General features: G+C 71.1%; 19 protein-coding genes. 14 read left to right on the forward strand and 5 right to left on the reverse strand.

Translation table 11 applies throughout. From position 1 onward, the window contains the following. Positions 1-48: 48 nt before the first annotated feature. On the reverse strand, positions 49-1,356 hold the full coding sequence (locus ACFYPA_RS27570; RefSeq protein ID WP_359354144.1) for a phytase: 1,308 nt from the start codon (positions 1,354-1,356) through the stop codon (positions 49-51). 291 nt (positions 1,357-1,647) lie between these two features. Here ACFYPA_RS27570 and ACFYPA_RS27575 point away from each other — a divergent pair, with 291 nt between their 5' ends. The 7 genes from ACFYPA_RS27575 to ACFYPA_RS27605 all read left to right on the forward strand — a co-directional run bounded on the left by ACFYPA_RS27575 (position 1,648) and on the right by ACFYPA_RS27605 (position 9,381). Then, a complete protein-coding gene (locus tag ACFYPA_RS27575; protein WP_359085781.1) occupies positions 1,648-2,865 on the forward strand; it encodes an ABC transporter substrate-binding protein in 1,218 nt (405 codons plus the stop codon). 125 nt (positions 2,866-2,990) lie between these two features. Then, positions 2,991-4,883 (forward strand): iron ABC transporter permease, encoded by a 1,893-nt coding sequence (locus ACFYPA_RS27580; protein ID WP_359085780.1) that lies wholly within the window; start codon positions 2,991-2,993, stop codon positions 4,881-4,883. A 4-nt stretch (positions 4,884-4,887) separates the two neighbouring features. Next, entirely contained in the window at positions 4,888-6,024 is a 1,137-nt protein-coding gene (locus ACFYPA_RS27585; RefSeq protein WP_359315322.1) for an ABC transporter ATP-binding protein, read from the forward strand. A gap of 43 nt (positions 6,025-6,067) precedes the next feature. Continuing rightward, positions 6,068-6,871 carry an HAD-IA family hydrolase gene (locus ACFYPA_RS27590; protein ID WP_359315325.1) on the forward strand — a complete coding sequence of 268 codons (804 nt, stop codon included), beginning with the start codon at positions 6,068-6,070 and terminating at the stop codon, positions 6,869-6,871. Next, positions 6,861-7,739, forward strand: coding sequence for an HAD family hydrolase (locus ACFYPA_RS27595; protein ID WP_359354137.1), 879 nt, complete (start codon positions 6,861-6,863; stop codon positions 7,737-7,739). The genes ACFYPA_RS27590 and ACFYPA_RS27595 overlap by 11 nt, the downstream gene beginning before the upstream one ends. Beyond that, positions 7,736-8,566: an inositol monophosphatase family protein gene (locus tag ACFYPA_RS27600; RefSeq protein WP_359354135.1), complete on the forward strand. Its 831-nt coding sequence runs from the start codon at positions 7,736-7,738 to the stop codon at positions 8,564-8,566. Before ACFYPA_RS27595 ends, ACFYPA_RS27600 begins: the two co-directional genes overlap by 4 nt. Beyond that, positions 8,563-9,381, forward strand: a complete 819-nt coding sequence (locus ACFYPA_RS27605; protein WP_389134778.1) for an HAD hydrolase family protein — start codon at positions 8,563-8,565, stop codon at positions 9,379-9,381. The genes ACFYPA_RS27600 and ACFYPA_RS27605 overlap by 4 nt, the downstream gene beginning before the upstream one ends. A 49-nt stretch (positions 9,382-9,430) precedes the next feature. On the opposite strand, the gene ACFYPA_RS27610 is transcribed toward ACFYPA_RS27605, so the two are convergent. Next, the gene (locus ACFYPA_RS27610) at positions 9,431-10,024 is read right to left on the reverse strand and encodes an SRPBCC family protein (RefSeq protein WP_389134780.1); all 594 of its coding nucleotides are present in this window, start codon (positions 10,022-10,024) and stop codon (positions 9,431-9,433) included. Between the two features lie 56 nt (positions 10,025-10,080). Continuing rightward, a complete protein-coding gene (locus ACFYPA_RS27615; protein ID WP_359085773.1) occupies positions 10,081-10,692 on the reverse strand; it encodes a TetR/AcrR family transcriptional regulator in 612 nt (203 codons plus the stop codon). A gap of 311 nt (positions 10,693-11,003) precedes the next feature. Between ACFYPA_RS27615 and ACFYPA_RS27620 the strand changes: the two genes are divergently transcribed. From ACFYPA_RS27620 to ACFYPA_RS27630, 3 genes are all read left to right on the forward strand, one after another. Then, positions 11,004-11,459: a VOC family protein gene (locus ACFYPA_RS27620; protein ID WP_389134783.1), complete on the forward strand. Its 456-nt coding sequence runs from the start codon at positions 11,004-11,006 to the stop codon at positions 11,457-11,459. Positions 11,460-11,622: 163 nt separating this feature from the next. Further along, positions 11,623-12,219 carry a hypothetical protein gene (locus ACFYPA_RS27625; RefSeq protein WP_389134786.1) on the forward strand — a complete coding sequence of 199 codons (597 nt, stop codon included), beginning with the start codon at positions 11,623-11,625 and terminating at the stop codon, positions 12,217-12,219. A gap of 171 nt (positions 12,220-12,390) precedes the next feature. Beyond that, complete coding sequence (locus ACFYPA_RS27630; RefSeq protein WP_389134788.1) at positions 12,391-12,798, forward strand: hypothetical protein; 408 nt, start codon at positions 12,391-12,393, stop codon at positions 12,796-12,798. On the opposite strand, the gene ACFYPA_RS27635 is transcribed toward ACFYPA_RS27630, so the two are convergent. Beyond that, the gene (locus tag ACFYPA_RS27635) at positions 12,791-13,987 is read right to left on the reverse strand and encodes a serine/threonine-protein kinase (RefSeq protein WP_389134790.1); all 1,197 of its coding nucleotides are present in this window, start codon (positions 13,985-13,987) and stop codon (positions 12,791-12,793) included. The genes ACFYPA_RS27630 and ACFYPA_RS27635 overlap by 8 nt on opposite strands. A 281-nt stretch (positions 13,988-14,268) precedes the next feature. On the opposite strand from ACFYPA_RS27635, the gene ACFYPA_RS27640 reads away from it, so the two are divergent. Next, positions 14,269-14,817 (forward strand): hypothetical protein, encoded by a 549-nt coding sequence (locus tag ACFYPA_RS27640; protein WP_389134792.1) that lies wholly within the window; start codon positions 14,269-14,271, stop codon positions 14,815-14,817. Positions 14,818-14,920: 103 nt separating this feature from the next. Here the strand turns inward: ACFYPA_RS27640 and ACFYPA_RS27645 are convergent, their stop codons facing one another. Then, the gene (locus ACFYPA_RS27645; protein ID WP_389134795.1) at positions 14,921-15,349 is read right to left on the reverse strand and encodes an ATP-binding protein; all 429 of its coding nucleotides are present in this window, start codon (positions 15,347-15,349) and stop codon (positions 14,921-14,923) included. A gap of 135 nt (positions 15,350-15,484) precedes the next feature. Here ACFYPA_RS27645 and ACFYPA_RS27650 point away from each other — a divergent pair, with 135 nt between their 5' ends. From ACFYPA_RS27650 to ACFYPA_RS27660, 3 genes are all read left to right on the forward strand, one after another. Beyond that, positions 15,485-16,351, forward strand: coding sequence for a helix-turn-helix transcriptional regulator (locus tag ACFYPA_RS27650; protein ID WP_359315346.1), 867 nt, complete (start codon positions 15,485-15,487; stop codon positions 16,349-16,351). Further along, positions 16,348-16,593, forward strand: coding sequence for a DUF397 domain-containing protein (locus ACFYPA_RS27655; protein ID WP_389134797.1), 246 nt, complete (start codon positions 16,348-16,350; stop codon positions 16,591-16,593). The genes ACFYPA_RS27650 and ACFYPA_RS27655 overlap by 4 nt, the downstream gene beginning before the upstream one ends. A 284-nt stretch (positions 16,594-16,877) precedes the next feature. Then, positions 16,878-17,738, forward strand: coding sequence for a helix-turn-helix domain-containing protein (locus ACFYPA_RS27660; protein ID WP_389134799.1), 861 nt, complete (start codon positions 16,878-16,880; stop codon positions 17,736-17,738). Positions 17,739-17,741 lie beyond the last annotated feature (3 nt).

Consider the following 17,741-nt stretch of genomic DNA (forward strand, 5'->3'; position numbering starts at 1 on the left):
GGGGCGGCGCGCACCCGGTGACCGGTGTGCGCGCCGCCCCGTGGGCCGTCAGTCGTCCAGCGCGTCGTCCACGTCGTCCCAGTCGACGAACTTGAAGTTCGTGTCGGTGCGGACCTCCCCGTCCTCCCCGGTCACGTCCGGGGCGTTGAAGCCGTCGTGGACCACGAGCAGGCCGTGGGGGTACGCGTCGCCCAGCGGGGCGTTGAGCACCGCCGCGCCGTCGCACTCCTCGGAGCCGTCGATCGCGCCGGCACCGGCCGCCGGGGCGACGCGGAAGTTGCCGACGTAGTCGTTGTCGCCCTCGCGCTCGTAGGCGACGAAGGTGTTGTCGCCCTGGCTGGAGGCGAGCAGGTAGCCCTCGCCGTCGTCCTCGCGGTAGATCGTCAGCCCCTCGACGTCGGCGGTGATGCGCTTGCCGCCGACTCCCGGGTCCGCACCGGCGACGCACTCGTCGGCTACCGGGTCGTAGGTCCCCGGGATCCCGAACTCGCGCACCTTGTCGACGATGTGGGGCGTTCCCGTGAGGTCGGCGCGCATCCGCCAGATGCCGACGTCCTCCTGGGCCGCGTAGAGGAAGCCTCGTTCGGCGTCCACGACCATGCCCTCGACCTGGGGGGTGCGTCCGGGCTCGTCACAGGGGGTCCAGCGGGTGCCGTGGCCGATGTCGAACGAGGAGGGCAGGGCCAGGGTCCGGATCCGGTGGTAGGTGACCGTGCCGGTGGCGGTCGCGGTCAGCTCCATCAGCGCCAGGCCGGTCGTGTGGCGCTGGCTGGCGAGCGCGTAGTAGCGCCCGTTCGCGGCGTTGCGCCAGGTGGCGAGCCCGTAGGCGGTCTGCTGGTCGTCCACGTCGGCCTCGGTGGCGCTGAAGACCCGGGGGGCGGCGGGGTCGGTGAGGTCGGTGAGCGGTGCGTCGGGGTGGTCGCGGTCGATCCCGTAGATCCGCAGCCGGTCGCGTCCCCGGTCGGAGACGACGGCGATGTCGGTGCGGGTGCCCTTGATCTTCAGGCCCGACAGCAGGTCGACGTTGTTGTACCGGCCGGGTTCGTTCTCCGGTCCGGGGGCGGCGGGTGCCTGGATCGACTGGATTTCGTTGCCGCCGAGGTCGTGGACGCGCAGACCGCCCTGCTTGGCGGTGGCGATGACGAGGCTGGCGTCGGGGTCCGCCGCGTTGAACCAGATCGCCGGGTCGTCCGCGTTGGCGTCACCGCCGGCCGCGTCGTCGAACAGGGCGGGGGTCTCGCTGGTGGCGTACACGGAGGGGGTGTTCGCGGCGGCCGCGGGGTTGGCCGGTGTCGCGATCAGTGCGGCGGTCGCCGCCGCCAGCGCGGCGATGGTCAGACGTCTGGGCAGGTGCATCGTGCCTCCCGGAAATGGGTTGGGCGGTGCGGGATGGCCAGGACAGTACATAAGTATGTGCTGACATAAAAGGCTGCGGACATGAACGCTTCACAGATGCGCCAACATCCGTGCTTTGCCACAGAGTTACATCAGCATGTCTTGACATAGTGAAGAAAGCGGGCGGAAGCTGCTCCCCAAGTCGCCCCGGCCGCCTTGCGGATGGGACCGCCCCCCGATGTGCCGGGCGGTCTGAGGCCGACCCACTCAGGAGCAGCCCGGCTCCGCCGGGCCCACGCAGGAGGTCAGGCATTGTCCAGCAGCACCCGCGGCACCGGTGGCGCACAGCGGCCGGTCCCAAGAATCGCCCTCGCAGCCCTGGTCGCCGTGCTCGCCGGCGCGGCGGCCTGCGCACCGTCGAGCCGGACGGGAGACGACGCCGCCGCCCCCGGCAGCGCGGCCCCGACCGCCGTCATCGACGATCCCGCCGACTTCGACCTGGACGCCCTGGTGGCGGCCGCGAAGAAGGAGGGCTCGATCACCGTCTACGACAGCTCGGGCGACATCACCAAGGTCGCCAAGGCGTTCACCGCCAAGTACGGCATCAAGGCGACCGGCGTGAAGAACAAGGTCGGCGACACCCTGGAGAAGATGACCAGGGAGGCGCAGGCCGACAACGTCACCATCGACATGACGCTGTACGAGGACGGCCCCAGCCTCGTCGGCGAGCTGCTGCCGCAGAAGGTCGTCCAGACCTGGATACCCGCCGACCTGGCGGAGAAGATCCCGGCGGCGAACCGCAGCCCGCTGCTCGTCCTGCAGAAGGCCAACGTCTGGGTGTACAACCCGAAGCTCTTCCCCAAGGGCTGCCCGGTCGACAACGTCTGGGACCTGGTCGGTCCCGAGTGGAAGGGCAAGGTCGCCCTCCAGGACCCGCTGGGCAAGCCGAACATCGTCGAGTGGTTCAACCAGCTGTCCAACGGCGCCGATCAGGCCCTGCGCGACGCGCACAGCGCGGCGAACCCCGGCGAGGAGCTGAAGACCTCGCAGAAGTCGGCCGGCGAGGAGTGGGTCGTCAGGCTGGCGAAGAACTCCCCCGTGCTCACCTCCGCCGACGACGACGTGGCGGCCGCGGTGGCCTCGCCGAACCAGAAGCAGCCGCGCATCGGGCTCGTGTCCAACGCCAAGTTCCGTGACGTCGAGGAGAAGAACTACTCGATGCGGGTCTGCGACACGCTCAAGCCGTGGAGCGGCTACCTCTACCCGAAGTACTCGGCGATCGCCACGAAGAGCAAGCACCCCAACGCCGCCAAGCTCTTCACCCACTTCATCCTCACCGAGGAGGGGATCAGCCACGAGATGGGTGCCGGTGGGATTCCCGGCAGCTCGGCGGTCAAGCAGGGCGCCTTCACCCCGCCCGGTCTGACCGACTGGAACAAGGAGCTGTTCACCTTCGACCCCAAGTACCTGGCGAAGGACTTCGCCGACACCGAGGCCATGCAGGACCTCTGGCGCATCAGCCACAGCTGACCTCCCCGGCCCCGCCCTCGCGGACGTGGCCCCGGACGCAGCCCCCTTCCGCGTAGTCCCTCTTCCGGCCGGCCCGGCCTCCCCCGACGGGCCGGCCGGACCACGCACCCCTCTGGAGAACGCCCATGGCCGTGGCCGACCCCGACTCCGCCCCCGCAGCCGATCCGCCCCGCCCCGCCCCTGCCCCCGCCGGGGGAGGCGGCCCGAACGGGAAGCGCGGCTCCGGACGACTGAACCGACTGCGCTACCGCCTGAACGTGCTGCGCCACGAGCCGACCTACCTGGTCGGGGGCGTACTCGTCCTCCTGCTCGCCTATCTCGTGGTGGCCCCCCTGGTCGCCGTGCTCTCCGACGCCGCACGCGTCCAGGTCGGCGACGACGGGAAGTCCGGGCAGTCGGTCGGCGCGCTCAGCGGGTACTACCTCTGGCGCGTCTTCCGCTCGCCGGTCAGCGACATCCTCTTCTGGGAACCGCTGAGGCACACGGTGGTCGTCGCCCTCGGCGTCACACTGCTCGCGGTGGTCCTCGGCGGCACCGCCGCCTGGCTGCTCACCCGTACCGACATACCCGGCCGCAAGTGGCTGTCGACGGCACTGGTCGTCCCCTACATGCTGCCGTCCTGGACCTTCGCGCTGGCCTGGCTGGCGCTGTTCAAGAACGACAGTTCGGGCGGGCAGATCGGCCTGCTGGAGGCCTGGGGCGTCCACACCCCCGACTGGCTCGCCTACGGCGCCGTACCCATCATCATCTGCCTCGGACTGCACTACTACCCGTTCGTCCTCCTGCTGCTCGGCAACGCGCTGCGGCGCATCGACAGCCAGCTGGAGGACTCCGCCCGCGTCCTCGGGGCACGGCGGAGGACGGTACTGGGACGGATCACCCTGCCCCTGATGCTGCCGGCCATGTCCTCGTCCGTGCTGCTGGTCTTCGGCCGCATCCTGGGCACCTTCGGTACGCCGTACATCCTCGGGCTGCCGGTCAACTACGAGCTGCTGTCCACCTCGCTGTTCCGCGCCGTCCACGACCACCAGCAGGGCGTCACCGCCGTGCTCGCCGGAGTCATCGTGGCGATCGGCATCGTCGTGATCATCATCGACACCCGGCTGGTGCGCGAGCAGCGCCGGTTCGTGACCGTCGGCGGCAAGGGCGCCATGGACCGGATCAGTCCGCTCGGCCGCTGGCGCCCGGCCGCATTGGGCGTCGCGCTCTCCATCTTCGCCGTGGGTGTGGTGGTCCCCGTCGCCACGCTGGCGCTGTCCACCGTCAGCAAGACGCCCGGCGTCTTCAGCCTCGACAACTTCACGCTCAAGTACTGGATCGGCGAGCACATCGCCGGAGCCCCCGGCTTCCCGCACGGCGTACTGCGCGGCACCCAGCTGTGGGACGCCGCCTGGAACAGCCTGCGCATCGTCGGACTGGCCTCACTGATCTGCGGGGCCGTGGGACTGCTGATCGGTTACGTCGTGGTCCGCTCGGGCGCGAGCAGGCTGGGTACGGCGCTGAGACAGATCAGCTTCCTGCCCTACATGGTCCCCGGCATCGCCTTCGCCGCCGCGTTCCTGACCCTGTTCGCCGTACAGCGCGGTCCCGTTCCGGCCCTCTACGGCTCGATCACCCTGCTCGTCATCGTGCTCGCGGTGACCCATCTCCCGTACTCCTCGCGCTCGGGCATCAGCGCCATGATGCAACTCGGCCCGGAACCGGAGGAGGCGGCGCAGGTGACGGGCGCCGGCTGGTTCACGCGGATGCGCAAGGTGGTCATCCCCATCCAGCGCGGGGCCCTGGTCACCGGAGTGGTGCTCCCCTTCATCTCCGGGCTCAAGGAACTCAGCATCGTGATCATGCTGACCACCACCGGCACCCAGCTGCTCACCACGCTCTCCATCAACCTCGTGGACTACGCCTACGACCAGATGGCGAACGCGGTGGTGCTCGTCATCTCGCTGATCTCCTTCCTCGCCACGTACCTGACCCAGCGCCTGACCAAGACCAACCTGTCCTCGGGACTCGGAGGCTGACGCCATGCCCACCATTGCGCTCACCGCGGTGCGGAAGAGCTACGGCTCGAATCCCCCCGCCATCGACAATCTCGACCTGGAGATACCCGACGGGTCCTTCACCTGTCTGCTCGGCCCCTCCGGCTGCGGAAAGACCACCACGCTCCGCATGATCGCCGGCCTGGAACACCTCGACTCGGGCTCCATCGAGGTCGGCGGCCGGGTCCGCGACAGCGTGGAGCAGGGCGTTTTCGTGCCGCCCGAGGAGCGCGGCATGGGGCTGGTCTTCCAGAACTACGCCCTGTGGCCGCATCTGACAGTGGCCAGGAACGTCGAGTTCGGCCTGCGGGTACGCAAGGTGCGCGCGGCCGAGCGGGCCGAACGCACCATGAAGGCCCTGAAGATGATGCAGATCGACTGGGCCGCCGACCGCTACCCCGCACAGCTCTCCGGTGGCCAGCAGCAGCGCGTCTCACTGGCCCGCATGCTCGTCATCAACCCCGAAGTACTGTTGCTGGACGAGCCGTTGTCCAACCTGGATGCCCAACTGCGGCTGGAGATGCGGGCCGAACTCAAACGGCTCCACGACGAGACGGGCCACACCATCGTCTTCGTCACCCACGACCAGCTGGAGGCCATGACGATGGCCACCCACGTGGTCGTGATGAACAAGGGGGAGGTGCAGCAGCTCGCCCCGCCGCTGGAGGTCTACCACCGCCCGGCCAACACCTTCGTGGCCCAGTTCGTCGGCAGCCCCCCGATGAACCTCTTCGACGTCGGGACCGACGCGGACGGCCCCTTCCGCGGCGCCGTCCACGACCGGATCGTCGCCGAACGCCCGGAACTGACCGGCAGGCTGCGCACGGTCGGCGTCCGCCCGGAGTCGATCCGGACCGTCACCGTCACCGGCGCCGCGTCGGCCGGCCCCGCACCGGACGGCGTCCTGGAGTTCGACGCCACGGTCACCACCGTCCTGCCGACCGGCTCCAGCACCACCGTGTCGCTGGACGCGGCGGACACCGAGCTGTACCTGGTGTCCTTCCGGCCGGTGACCGCCGCCCCCGGCGAGCGGGTCCGCTGCGCCGTCGACCTGAGCGACCTGCACCTGTTCGACGGCGCCCAGGCAAGGCTCCCGGAGCCGTCAGTCGTCACCGCGCCGTAGGGCGTGTTCCGTACGTCCCGCCCAGCAAGGAGATCACCGCACCGTGGACCAGCTGATCCGCCCCGCAGCTCTGCTGCTCGACTTCGGTGGAGTCGTCGTCGCCACCACCAACCGCCCCTCCTGGACCGAGGAGCTGGCCGCCGAACTGCACCACGACCTCGGGGCCGCGGGCTGCCACGAGCTGAGCCACGACGACATCGTCAGCGACCTCAGGGCGGCGGCCGCCGCCGACTCGCACTGGAAGAACGCGATGTCCCGTCCGGCCGCGCCCGTCGAGATGACCGCCCACCGCTACTGGACACAGTTCGTCGCCGCCGACTGGCCCCCCGCCGCACGCGCCTTCGTCACCGCCCACGCCCCGGTGCTGTGCCACCGCCAGGGGGAGCTGCGCCAGGACCGCGAGACACGGGCCGGCATGGGCGAACTCCTCGACGCGGCCGACCGGTTCGGCCTGCCGGTCGCCATCGTCTCGAACGCCCTGAGCGGCTCCGTGCACCGCGACTACCTGCGGAACACCGGCCTGGACAAGCGTTTCGCCCTTCAGGTCTACAGCGACGAGGCGGGCGTCCGTAAGCCCAACCCCGAGATGATCCACCTCGCGGCCCGGGCCCTCGACGTCCCCGCCGCCCGGACCTGGTACGTCGGCGACAACTTCGACCGCGACGTGCTGTGCGGGCGCCGCGCCGGGGTCGGGGCGAGCGTCCTGATGGAGGCCCGCGGCACGTACGAGCGCCCGTACGTGGTCCGGGTCGAGCCGGACGCCGTGGTCGCCGACCCGTACGAGCTCCGCGACCTGCTGATCGCCACGTTCACGCGGCCGGGCCCGGAGGCGGACGATGCCGCGTGACCCCGGGGCGAGGGGCGGCCCGTCCCGCGCCCCGCACCCTCCCCTCCCCCTGCTCCCTCCCCGCGCCCTGCTCCTGGACCACGGCGGCGTCCTGGCCCGGTCGGTGAAACGCCCCGAGCGCCTCCCCGCGTTCGCCGACCACGTGCTCGCCCTCGCCGGCGGCCTGACCGGCCTCGACCGCGGCCGCGTCCTCCAGGACATCCGGGCCGGCCGGGCCGCGTACGGGAACTGGAAGAACGGCACCGCCCGCTCCACCGCCCCGCGCGAGGTCACCCACCGCGAGCTGTGGGCGGAGTTCATCGCGGCCGACTGGCCCGGACCGGCCCGCGCGGCCGTGAGCGCCGAGGCGACCGGGCTGTGCCGCGCCCTGGTCCTCGCCGAGAGCGACAAGACCCACGACCCCGCCATGGTCGACGTGCTCCGCCTCTGCGCGGAGCACGGCATCCGCACCGGCATCGTCAGCAACACCCTGGTCGGCGCGCTCAACCGCGAGATGGCGGCGGCCGGCGGCCTCGCGCCCTACCTCGGCGTGCAGGTCTACTCGGACGAGACCGGCCACCGCAAGCCCGGCCCCGAGCTGGTGCTGCTGGCCGCCCGGGCGCTGGGCACGGACCCGGCGGACTGCTGGTACGTGGGCGACAACTACGACCGCGACGTGGTGTGCGGGATACGGGCGGGCATCGGACGCACGGTCCTGATGCGCCCCGAGGACCGCCTCGACCCCACCGCACACCCGCAGCCCGACACGGTCGTCCACGACGGCGAAGGACTCCTGGCCCTCCTCCACTCCGCACTGACCGCGCCCGACACGGCCGACCGAGGCGGAACGCGCACGACCGAGACCGCCGACCGAGGGGAACACGCATGACCGAGACCGAGGAACTCTCCGCCCATCTGCGCACCGTGGCGGTCGAGGCCGCGCTCGCCGTCGCACCCGACCTGCGGGCAGCGTTCCGCGGCCGGATGGACGTGGAGTTCAAGCGCGACGAGCACGACCCCGTGACCGAACACGACCGACGGGCCGAGGAGCGCATCCGCCACGCCCTCCTCGGCAAGGTGCCCGACAGCACGGTCATCGGCGAGGAGGGCGGCCGCCGGGACGGCAGCGGCAGCATCTCCTGGTACGTCGACCCGATCGACGGCACCGCGAACTTCGCGCACGGCCTCGCGTTCTTCTGCACCGCGATCGGCGCCGTCGTCGACGGCCGCCCGGTGGCCGCCGCCGTCGTCGACCCGATCGCGGGCCACGTCTTCTCCGCCGACCTCTCCGGCGCCCGCCTCGGCGACCGCCCGCTGGCATCGACGGGCACGACGGACGAGGCCCGCGCCCTCCTCATCACCGGCTTCCCCAACAGCAGGGAGCTCGCGTCGGGCGACCCCGAGTCCCCGGTACGGTTCGCCGGCCTCGTCTCCCGCTACGGCACCGTCCGCCGCACGGGCAGCGCCGCGCTCACCCTCGCCCACGTGGCCGCGGGCTGGTGCGACGCGGCCCTGGGCACGACCGTCAACGCGTGGGACATCTGTGCCGCCCACCTGCTCGTGGAGCAGGCGGGCGGCACATACGTCCCCTTCGGCGGCCACCCCGGCTGGGACCAGCCGTGCTACGCGGCACACACGCGCGACCTGGAGCCCACCGCGCTACGGGAGTTCACCACCTGGTACACGGCCCGGGCCGCTTCGGGGGCCAACGGATGACCGTCCCCCGCGCCGCCGACCTGAGCCACGCCTGGATCGTCACCGACCTCGACGGCACCCTCGTCGACCGGGACCTGGGCCTCGTCCCCCGCAGCGTCGAGGCGCTGCGCCGCTACCGGGACCGCGGCGGCACGGTGTTCATCGCGACCGGCCGCAACGAGGAGTCCGCCACCCCGTACCACCGCGAACTCGGCCTGGACACCCCGATGATCCTCTACAACGGCGCCCGCATCACCGACCCCGGGACCGGCGCCCACCTCGTGGACCTGGACCTGGGCGCCGTCTGGCCCCACCTCCGGGCCCTGGTCGTCCCCGCCCTCCCCGACGGCGTGGGCGCGGTCGCCTTCAGCGGGGGCGACGCCCACATCCTGCGCCCCGCCCCGGCCCTGACGGACTACGCGCGCCGCGACCGCATCGCGCTGCTCCCCGACCCTCCGGACGGCCCGCCCACCAAGGTGATGCTGATCTCCGACGGCCGGAACCCCGCCCCGCTCGCCGAATTGGTGACCCGCCACTGCCCGGACGCCCTGCTGGTCCAGTCGGAGGACACGTACCTGGAGGTGCTGCCTCCCGGCGCCGGCAAGGAGGCCGCACTGCGGGAGCTGGCCGCCCACTACGGCATGGACACGGCCCGGATCGCCGCTATCGGGGACAACCCCAACGACACCGGCATGATCAGCCTCGCGGGCCTGGGCGCGGCGGTCGGCGACGGCCACCCGCAGGTCCTGAAGGCCGCGGACATCGTGGTCGCGGCCTGCACCGAGGGAGCGGTGGCCGACCTGGTGGGCCGCATCCTGGACGGTCCCCTGCCGTGACGGGACGGGCCCCGGCCGTCGGCGCGGCCCCGATGGCCGGGGCGACCCGTCACTCCCGCCCCACCGCCTCGACCCGCCGGGCCAGGGCCTCGTTCATCGCACGGAACTGCGGGAGCGTGTCGGCTCTCAACTGCCCCTCGACGAAAGGCACCGCGACCCCGGTGAACGACTCGCTCTGCGTGAGGCGGACCCGGCCGCCCCCGATCTCCTCGATCACGAACCGGTGCTCCCCGTCCGCGATCCAGCCGGGCCCCATCTTCCCGAGCCACCGCAGCTCCCGGCCCGGCTCCAGGGTCAGGACCTCCGGCGTGAAGACGGTGTCCCCGGTCCTGTCATGCATCACGTTGCGCAGGGTCGCGCCCTCTTCGAGACGACCGCCCTTCGAGGTCACCTCCGTCGAGGTCATGAACGGGTTCCACTGCGGATAGGCGGCCAGGTCGGTCAGCACCTGCCAGACCTCGTCGGGCGACGCCTCCATCTCGATGGAAGCGGTCAGCCGGACGGGGTGGGTGTTGCTCCACGCCGTGTAGCCGCAGAGCAGGGCGACGAGCGCCGCTGTGACCCCGAGGAGTACGCGGCGCCTGCGGCGCCGGGCGGGGGCCGGGGGCGTATCGGTCGGCTGGGTCGGTAAAGCGGTGGTCACAGTCGGACTTCCTCTCCATCAGCGGGCATGGCGGGGGGGGGCGGAATGGCCCGGCTTCAGGCGGCGGCACCCCGCAGCACGCCGGTCACGAGCCGGTCGACGTACGCGGCGTCGATGGGTCGGCCGGTGATGAGCAGCCGGTAGTACAGAGCACCGGCCAACTGGTCGAAGAGCACTTCGCCCTCGACGTCCTCGTGCAACTCACCGGCGTCCCGCGCCTGTTCGATGAGCCGGAGCACCAGGGCGTTGCGCCGGACGAACATGGCGTGCACGGCGGAGCCGATGTCCGCGTGGCGCGCGGCGGCGGCGGCGACCTCGGCGACGAGCCCGGCGGACGTGTCACCGGCCGCCGCGGGACGCCCGGCAAGCCGCATCCGGTTGAGGCCGTCGACGATCGCGCCCAGGTAGCGCGTGAGATCGGCGCGCACGTCGCCCCGATAGTCGACGGGGACCTCGTCCTGCATCCGCGCCACGACGGCGACGACGAGGTGATCCTTGGTGGGCCACCGCCGGTACAACGTGGTCTTGGCGACGCCGGCCTTCACCGCCACTTCGTCGACCGAGAAGGCGTCGTACCCGCGATCGAGCAGCAACGCCAGGGCTGCACCGGCGATTCGGGCATCCGCCGCCTCACTGCGTGGCCGCCCGCGCCGGACTGCTTGTTCCATGAGCCCACCCCTTATCGCTACGACCGTCTCGTAAAACGAAGGTAGCCCGCGCCACCGAATTACGCAACGGTGGTAGCGGAAAGATGAGCACAGCGAGAAGAGGCGGCTGTGCGGGCCGCGACACGGACAGAGGCTTTGGCCCTCGCCCAGTACCGGGTGCGCCGTCTCGCTCCTCTGGGGAGGCACCACCTCCTACCGCCCCAGCGGTGTGCCCCCGTCGCGGCCGGGCGTCGTGCCGGCTCCTGGCTTCTGGCTTCTGAGGACCGGTGCGAGGCGGATCGGCTGTCAGACCTGGCTGGGATGCTCCGCGCATGGAGATGACAGTGCAGCTGACGATCGACTGCTCCGATCCGCAGAGAATGGTGGCTTTCTGGGCGGAGGCCCTGGGATACGTCGCCGAGCCTCCGCCGGGCGGACACGCCACGTGGCGTGCTTACTGGGCGGCAGCGGGGGTGCCCGGGGAAGAGCTGCCGACCGGCGCCGGCGACGTACCGGAGTCGATCATCGATCCCTCGGGGCAGGGGCCGAGGGTGTGGTTCCAGCAGGTTCCGGAGCCGAAGGCCGCCAAGAACCGGTGGCACTTCGACCTCAAGGTCGGTGGGGGCCGCGACGTCCCCCTGGACGTCCGCACACGACGGGTGAGGACCACGGTGGATCGGCTGGTCAAAGCCGGCGCCACCGTGCTGCGGATCAGGGAAGAGCCGGACATGGGGTTCTACGCCGCCGCCTTGCAGGACCCCGAGGGCAACGAGTTCGACGTCGTCTGAGAACTGTCACGCCGCCCGCTGACAACGGCCGCCGCCGCGTCGGGCCCGGAGCGCCTCGCACCCACCCCGGCCCGTCGCCGTCGTCGGCGCATGCCCACGCCTCTTGTCGGACACCGCTGTTACGTTGACGCGAGGATCTTGGTTCACCTTCTGGAGAGGGCGTATGTACGACGCACAGCTCGCCGAGTTCTCCCGCGAGCGACTGGACGGCCGTCCGGTACCCGACGACCTGCGCGTGCTGCTGGTGGCGCAGTGGGAGGGCCACACCGCCTTCGCCCTTCTGCTCCACCTCGACTTCTTCGAGGCGGGAGCGGCCCACCCGCTCCTGGACACCAGCTACCTGAGCGCGGAGGAACTCGCGGCCCCGGAGATGCGGGCGGTCAACGCCGCAGCTGCGGAGATGTCCCAGTACGTCAAGCTCGTGGCGGAGGGCGGCAAGGGGTGGGTGGGCTACTGGCTGCACCCCGACGAACCCGCGGACCGCGCCTGGCGCCTCGTGGAACTGGACACCGAGTTCACCTACTGGCGCCCGGTCGGCCTCACCCTGACCGAGGGAGCCGCAGCCGAACAGGCCGGCTACCAGGACGAGCCGGACGAGCGCGTGGCGTTCACACGACTGGCCGCCGAACTTGCCGCGCTCGGCCTGCCGTTGAGCACCCAGGATTTCGACGCCCTCGATGACACCGAGTACGTGGTGGACCCGGAGGACCTCATGAAGGAGCTGATCGAAGCGGAACGCGCGAAGCGCGGTCTCCGCTGAGCGGGGCGCCATCGGCGCCCGGCCCAGGTGCCACCACAGGTGGGGGCGGTTGCTACTGGAAAGGGCTCCGCCCTTGATTACCGCCACCATGGCCGTAACCTTGGGACCGTGGCCGACAGGCCCCGTGGCGCGGCCCCGGCCCGAGTGTGGAAGGCATGTGAAGCCGTCCCAGTGATCGCATCCCTGCTCTCCTTCGTCGCAGATCAGCTACTGGTCCCAGCGCTCCCCGAACGACGCCGGGAACGAGCCCAGGAGCGCACCTTCGCGCGAGGCGGCGAAGTGACCTTCCAGGCGTACATCCTGGGCGACCGCCCGTACTGCCGACCGGTCCCCGTCTTCATCTCCGCCTCCCGCACCGCTCTGCACGTATCGCCCACGGAGGTGAAGGAGCTCCGGCGCGGCACACTGCCGACCGAGCAGATCCGTATACAGCGGATCCGCCGCCGGGCGCGAACGGATCCGCGGACCGTCCCTCCCTACTGGCAACTCGCCGAATGCCGTGACGGGCAGGCCGACATCATGATCGGCTGCGCTCCCGCGCACATGCGCTTCGTGGCCGAGGCGCTCGGGACTAACTGAAGCACTCCAGGATCAGCGGCAGGTCCGCCAGCCACTCACGGAGCCGGGCTCGCTTGCGGGCCGCCAGCACGCACGGGTAGGCGGCGCCGTTGCGGAGGCGGACGGTCACCCCGAGGTGTTTCGGGCTCAAGGCCGCGTACTCGACCGTATGGATGTCCGCCCAGGTGAACCGCACTTCACCGGCGGGCGTGCCCAGTTCGACCCCCGAGGCATCGACCAGCAGGAAGCTGTCCGAGCTGACCGCCATGAAGTCGAGGTCGTCCCCGGTGTCGGGCCCCGGGTAATTCGGCGGACCGAATCCGGTGGGTGCCTGGTGGAACGGGACGCCCCCGGACGGCGCGTAGGAAGGCGGCGGCGGCACCGCCAGCGTCGGGGAGTACGCGGCGCCGCCCGGCGCGAACAGGTCCAGCAGGCGCTCGGGCGTCGGCCGTCCGCCGGGCTCCTTGGCCAGGCACGACGCCACGATCGCCCGCAGGCCGTCCGGCACCACCGTCAGATCCGGAGCCTCGTGCACCGACCGGTACATCAGCCCCATCGGGGTGCCCGCCCCGAACGCGCTGCCGCCCGCTGCCGCCACGAGCACCGCGCCGAGCGCGAACACGTCGGTCGCTCCGCCGACCGCCTGCCCCTGCGCCTGCTCGGGCGCCAGGAACCCCGGCGTCCCGAACGCCACCCCGGTGGCCGTCAGACGGGTCGACTCCAACGCCCGCGCGATGCCGAAGTCCAGGACCCTCGGCCCGTCCGACGCCATGATGATGTTTCCGGGCTTCAGGTCGCGGTGCACCAGCCCGCAGCGATGGATCGCCACCAGCGCCTCGGCGAGCGCAGCGCCCAGTCGCCGTAGCCGTGCCTCGTCCATCGGCCCCTCGGCCTCGATCAGGGCGGAGAGCGTCGGCCCGGGTATGTAGGCCGTGGCCAGCCAGGGCGCCGCCGCAGCCGGGTCCGCGTCCACCACCGGTGCCGTGTGGAAGCCGCCCACGCTGCGCGCGGCCTCGACCTCGGCACGGAACCGCTCCCGGAAGTGCGGGTCGGTCGCGAGCTCGGAGCGCGCCACCTTCACGGCCACCGCACGCCCGCCCCGCGAACGCGCCAGATAGACGACGCCCATCCCGCCGGCGCCCAACTCCCGCTCCACGGCGTACCCGCCGATGCTCTGCGGCAAGCCCGCGCCGTCCGCCCCGTACTCCATGCGCTGTGCGCCTCCCCCTGTGTCTCCGGCGCATCAGTATGGCGTAGGTGTAGTGGGCAGGAGGTACGGGACCGCAGGCTCGAACAGGCGGCCTCGGGTGGAGTGGCCCGGGGTGCCCCACGCTCCCCGTCCACGGCATCCCCGTCCACATTCAGGAGCGGGCGCCCGGTTCTCCCGTAGGCGGAGCAGCCAGGCGTCAGTGCCGACGCTGCCCTCCCCCGTGGCACACTCCTCTCCTGTTCGCGGGGCGCACGGCCCCTGTGGCTCGGGAGGGTACGACTGTGCGCAGGACGAAGTGGGCCGCTGTAGCGATAGCGGTCGTCGCGCTCGGAACCGCAGGCTGCGGCACGAGCGACGCGGGCACCGAGGGGGCCGCCACCCCGATATCGACACCGCCCCGCCCCAAGGGCACCGGGCCGCTCACGAAAGACATCGTGCGCAGCGACGTCACGACCTCGGCCGCCGAGGCGGGCATTCCCGCGAACGCACCTGACTGGGGCAGCGGGTACGAAGATGCCCCCGCCGACTCGTCACGATCGTGCGCCGTCAGCTTCAAAGGATTCGGAACCGAGGCCACTCCGGTCGATGTCGACCGCCACAAGGCGGCGGTCAACGAGCTGCGCGAGCGCGACTGGCAGGAAACCCGGACAGAGACGGAACGCAACGACCGGGGCGACAGGGCGATCCACACACGCCAGACGGTCCTCAAGCAGCGTGGCTGGACCGTGGTCGCCACGTACCAGACCTTCGGCGAGAACAGTGAGATCAGCCTGACGGCTTTCGAGGACGCCTGCGTGAGGGCGAAGGACGCCGCCCCCGACGTACGCTGACCCGGCCATGGCCTCGCCCCCTTCGGTTGGGCACCTTCAGCAACCGCCGTCGCGGCGTTTCCGGGATGGGCGCGTGACAGGCCCTCCCCCCACGACCGTCTGTCTACGGCGCGAAGCCGCCGGTCCGGCACTCCGCCCACACCGTCTTCCCGACCACCCGCTCGGCCACGCCCCACTTCTCCGCGAGCGCCTCGACGAGTCGCAAGCCGCGCCCCGCCTCCGCACCGGGCTCCCGTTCGCACGCCTCCGGCCGTCGCTCCCCGCGCGCATCGGACACCTCGATACGGAGCCCGGCCGCACCGATCGTCAGCCGCAGCTCGAAGTCCCGTCCCGGTACGGACCCGTGCACCACCGCGTTCGTCGCCAGCTCGGCCACGATCACCGCTACATCGTCCGACAGCTCGCTCCCGTACGGCACACCCCACTCGTCCAGCTGATGCACCGCGAGCCTGCGCGCGAGCCGGGCACCACGGTGGGTGGAGCTGAGGCGTTGGACGAACTCGGCGCCCGCAAGGGTGATTTCGGCTTTCATGTGACTCAGCGTGGCCGCGTGATCGTACGCTGACCAGGAGTGACACCACGACGCCGTGAAGCTGTACGGGACCTCCCCGCCGGCTGTACGGGCCAGTCGGGCCGTGACCTGACGGACAGAGGCGGTACGGGGCAGATGGCGAACGCGGAACGCGAAGAGCGGCCGGAGCGGCCGGCCGAGTCGGACGGTACGGCGCACTTGTTCAGGGCGCTGGGCAAACAGATCAAGGTCCTGCGCGAACGTGCGGGCATGAGCCAGCGGGAGCTGGGCCTCGCGGCGCATTGCGGGGAGGACCTGGTGTCGGCGGTGGAGCGGGGCGTACGGACGCCTCAGCCGGACTTCCTTGAGCGCGTCGACCACGTGCTCGGTGGGGGCGGGGTGCTGGCAGCGGCCGCCGACGAGGTGCGGGAAGCGTTGGCCCGGACGCGGACGCGGCATCCGGCTTGGTTCCGGGACTATGCGCGAACAGAGGCGGAGGCAGTCGTCCTGCACGAGTACAGCAGTCAGGCAGTCCCCGGCCTGCTTCAGACCGAGGACTATGCGCGTGCCGTCTTCACGCAGAGGCGGCCGCTTCTGGACGAGGCCACCATTGAGAAGAGGGTGGCCGACAGGATTGCGCGGCAACAGATCTTCGAACGATGGCCTGCCCCCACCTTTAGCTACGTACTCGAAGAGTCGGCGTTGCAGCGACCAGTCGGAGGGCGGGGTGTTCAACGGCAACAGCTGAAGAGGCTCCGCCAGGTTGGCCTCATGCGGACCGTTCAGTTGCAGGTAATGCCGACCGACTGTGAGGAGCACCCGAGCCTCGGTGGCTCCTTCACTCTGCTCACTCCCAGAGGACGTCCGCAGGTCGCATACATGGAAGTGCAGGGCTACCCCCGGCTGGTCACCGAACCGGATGAAGTCAGCGTCTTCGCTGAGCGCTATGGAATCATCCGAGCGCAGGCTCTCACCCCGAGGGAGTCCCTGACACTCATCGAGAAGATGCTGGGAGAGCGATGAACACCGAGCAACTGCACTGGTTCAAAAGCAGCTACAGCGGCGGCGAGGGTGGAACCTGCGTCGAAGTCGCCTACGCCTGGCGCAAGTCCAGCTACAGCGACGGCGAAGGCGGCAACTGCATCGAGGTAGCCGCCTCCCCCGCCACCGTCCACATCCGCGACTCCAAGAACCTCCAGGCCCCCCACGTCGACGTGGCCCCCGCCGCCTGGTCCGCCTTCGTCGCCTACGCCTCCCGGGGCTGACCCGGATCGCACGCCACCGGGTCGCGGGAATCCGCGACCCGGTCCGCCGCGTCGCGGTGGCCCACGACGTAAAGGCTTTTAAAGGCTCTTGGAGAGAACTGAATACCCACCCAACCTCACCGGCGCCCCCGTCACCCGCACGGGTGAGGTTCGCCAACTGGGCTGGCTTTCCACCGGGTTGCCTGGCATATGCTCGCCGCACCAAATCAAGACTTCTGACGGCCCCCGCCGGGACAGCAATCCCGAGGCGGGGGCCTGACCAACGAGGAAGAGAACGCTTCCTGATGGATGCCTCGCAGGCTATCGCGACCCCATATGCCCCGCCACGCGGTGTGGAGCACGTCAACGTCCGCCACGCCGACCGCTTCACCGTCGTCGGCAACCACCTCAGCCAGCACCGCGAGCTCTCGCTCGCCGCCCGGGGCCTGGCCCTGCACATCCAGTCGCTGCCGCCGGGCGCCAGGATCGGCATCAAGGCCCTCGCCGCCCGTCTGCCCTCCGACAGTGAGCACCGCATCGCGGGCGCCCTGCGGGAGCTGGAGCAGCACGGCTACCTCAAGCGGACCCGGGAACGTTCGCCGGACGGGCGGATCTACACCCGCACCGTGTCGTACAACCACCCGGACCCCGCCGCTGGCGGCAAGGCCCAATCGGTCGCACCCCGCAAGCCCCGCTCGGCTCCGACACCGCCCCCTGCCCCGGCGCCGCTCGCAGACCCAGCTCCCCTCCCCCGTGTCCCCGCGCCCACCGCCAAGAAGGCCTCGCGTCGGCCACTTCCGCAGCCGCAGAATCCCCTGCCGCAGTTCCTCCGGGCCGCCGCTCTCCTCCTCGCCCGACTGAAGCACCAGGATGCCGAACTCAGCCTGACCGACGCCCAGATCGCTTACCTCGCACCCGGCGTCGCCGCCTGGTTCGAGCGGGACGCGTCGCCCGCCGACGTACGCAAGGCACTGACCGAGGAACTACCCCGGCCCGTGCGGTTCCCCGCGCAGTTGGTGAGGTACCGGCTCACCGTGTCCCTGCCGTCCGGGCAGACCCTCCCCGCCGCCTACCGGCCCGTGCCGATGCAGAACTGCGACGGCTGCGATCGAGGGTTCCGGGCACCCGAACCGGGCAGGTGCGACGACTGCGAAGGCTCCGCGTAGCCC

Origin of the sequence: Streptomyces sp. NPDC005775 (genome assembly GCF_042871565.1) — a bacterium.
Taxonomy (GTDB): domain Bacteria; phylum Actinomycetota; class Actinomycetes; order Streptomycetales; family Streptomycetaceae; genus Streptomyces.

Bases quoted from the DNA above. Each gene is read 5' to 3' on its own strand.
- ACFYPA_RS27570 (WP_359354144.1), bottom strand. From the start codon at position 1,356: ATGCACCTGCCCAGACGTCTGACCATCGCCGCGCTGGCGGCGGCGACC.
- ACFYPA_RS27580 (WP_359085780.1), top strand. From the start codon at position 2,991: ATGGCCGTGGCCGACCCCGACTCCGCCCCCGCAGCCGATCCGCCCCGC.
- ACFYPA_RS27585 (WP_359315322.1), top strand. From the start codon at position 4,888: ATGCCCACCATTGCGCTCACCGCGGTGCGGAAGAGCTACGGCTCGAAT.
- ACFYPA_RS27595 (WP_359354137.1), top strand. From the start codon at position 6,861: ATGCCGCGTGACCCCGGGGCGAGGGGCGGCCCGTCCCGCGCCCCGCAC.
- ACFYPA_RS27600 (WP_359354135.1), top strand. From the start codon at position 7,736: ATGACCGAGACCGAGGAACTCTCCGCCCATCTGCGCACCGTGGCGGTC.
- ACFYPA_RS27605 (WP_389134778.1), top strand. From the start codon at position 8,563: ATGACCGTCCCCCGCGCCGCCGACCTGAGCCACGCCTGGATCGTCACC.
- ACFYPA_RS27615 (WP_359085773.1), bottom strand. From the start codon at position 10,692: ATGGAACAAGCAGTCCGGCGCGGGCGGCCACGCAGTGAGGCGGCGGAT.
- ACFYPA_RS27620 (WP_389134783.1), top strand. From the start codon at position 11,004: ATGGAGATGACAGTGCAGCTGACGATCGACTGCTCCGATCCGCAGAGA.
- ACFYPA_RS27625 (WP_389134786.1), top strand. From the start codon at position 11,623: ATGTACGACGCACAGCTCGCCGAGTTCTCCCGCGAGCGACTGGACGGC.
- ACFYPA_RS27635 (WP_389134790.1), bottom strand. From the start codon at position 13,987: ATGGAGTACGGGGCGGACGGCGCGGGCTTGCCGCAGAGCATCGGCGGG.
- ACFYPA_RS27645 (WP_389134795.1), bottom strand. From the start codon at position 15,349: ATGAAAGCCGAAATCACCCTTGCGGGCGCCGAGTTCGTCCAACGCCTC.
- ACFYPA_RS27650 (WP_359315346.1), top strand. From the start codon at position 15,485: ATGGCGAACGCGGAACGCGAAGAGCGGCCGGAGCGGCCGGCCGAGTCG.
- ACFYPA_RS27655 (WP_389134797.1), top strand. From the start codon at position 16,348: ATGAACACCGAGCAACTGCACTGGTTCAAAAGCAGCTACAGCGGCGGC.
- ACFYPA_RS27660 (WP_389134799.1), top strand. From the start codon at position 16,878: ATGGATGCCTCGCAGGCTATCGCGACCCCATATGCCCCGCCACGCGGT.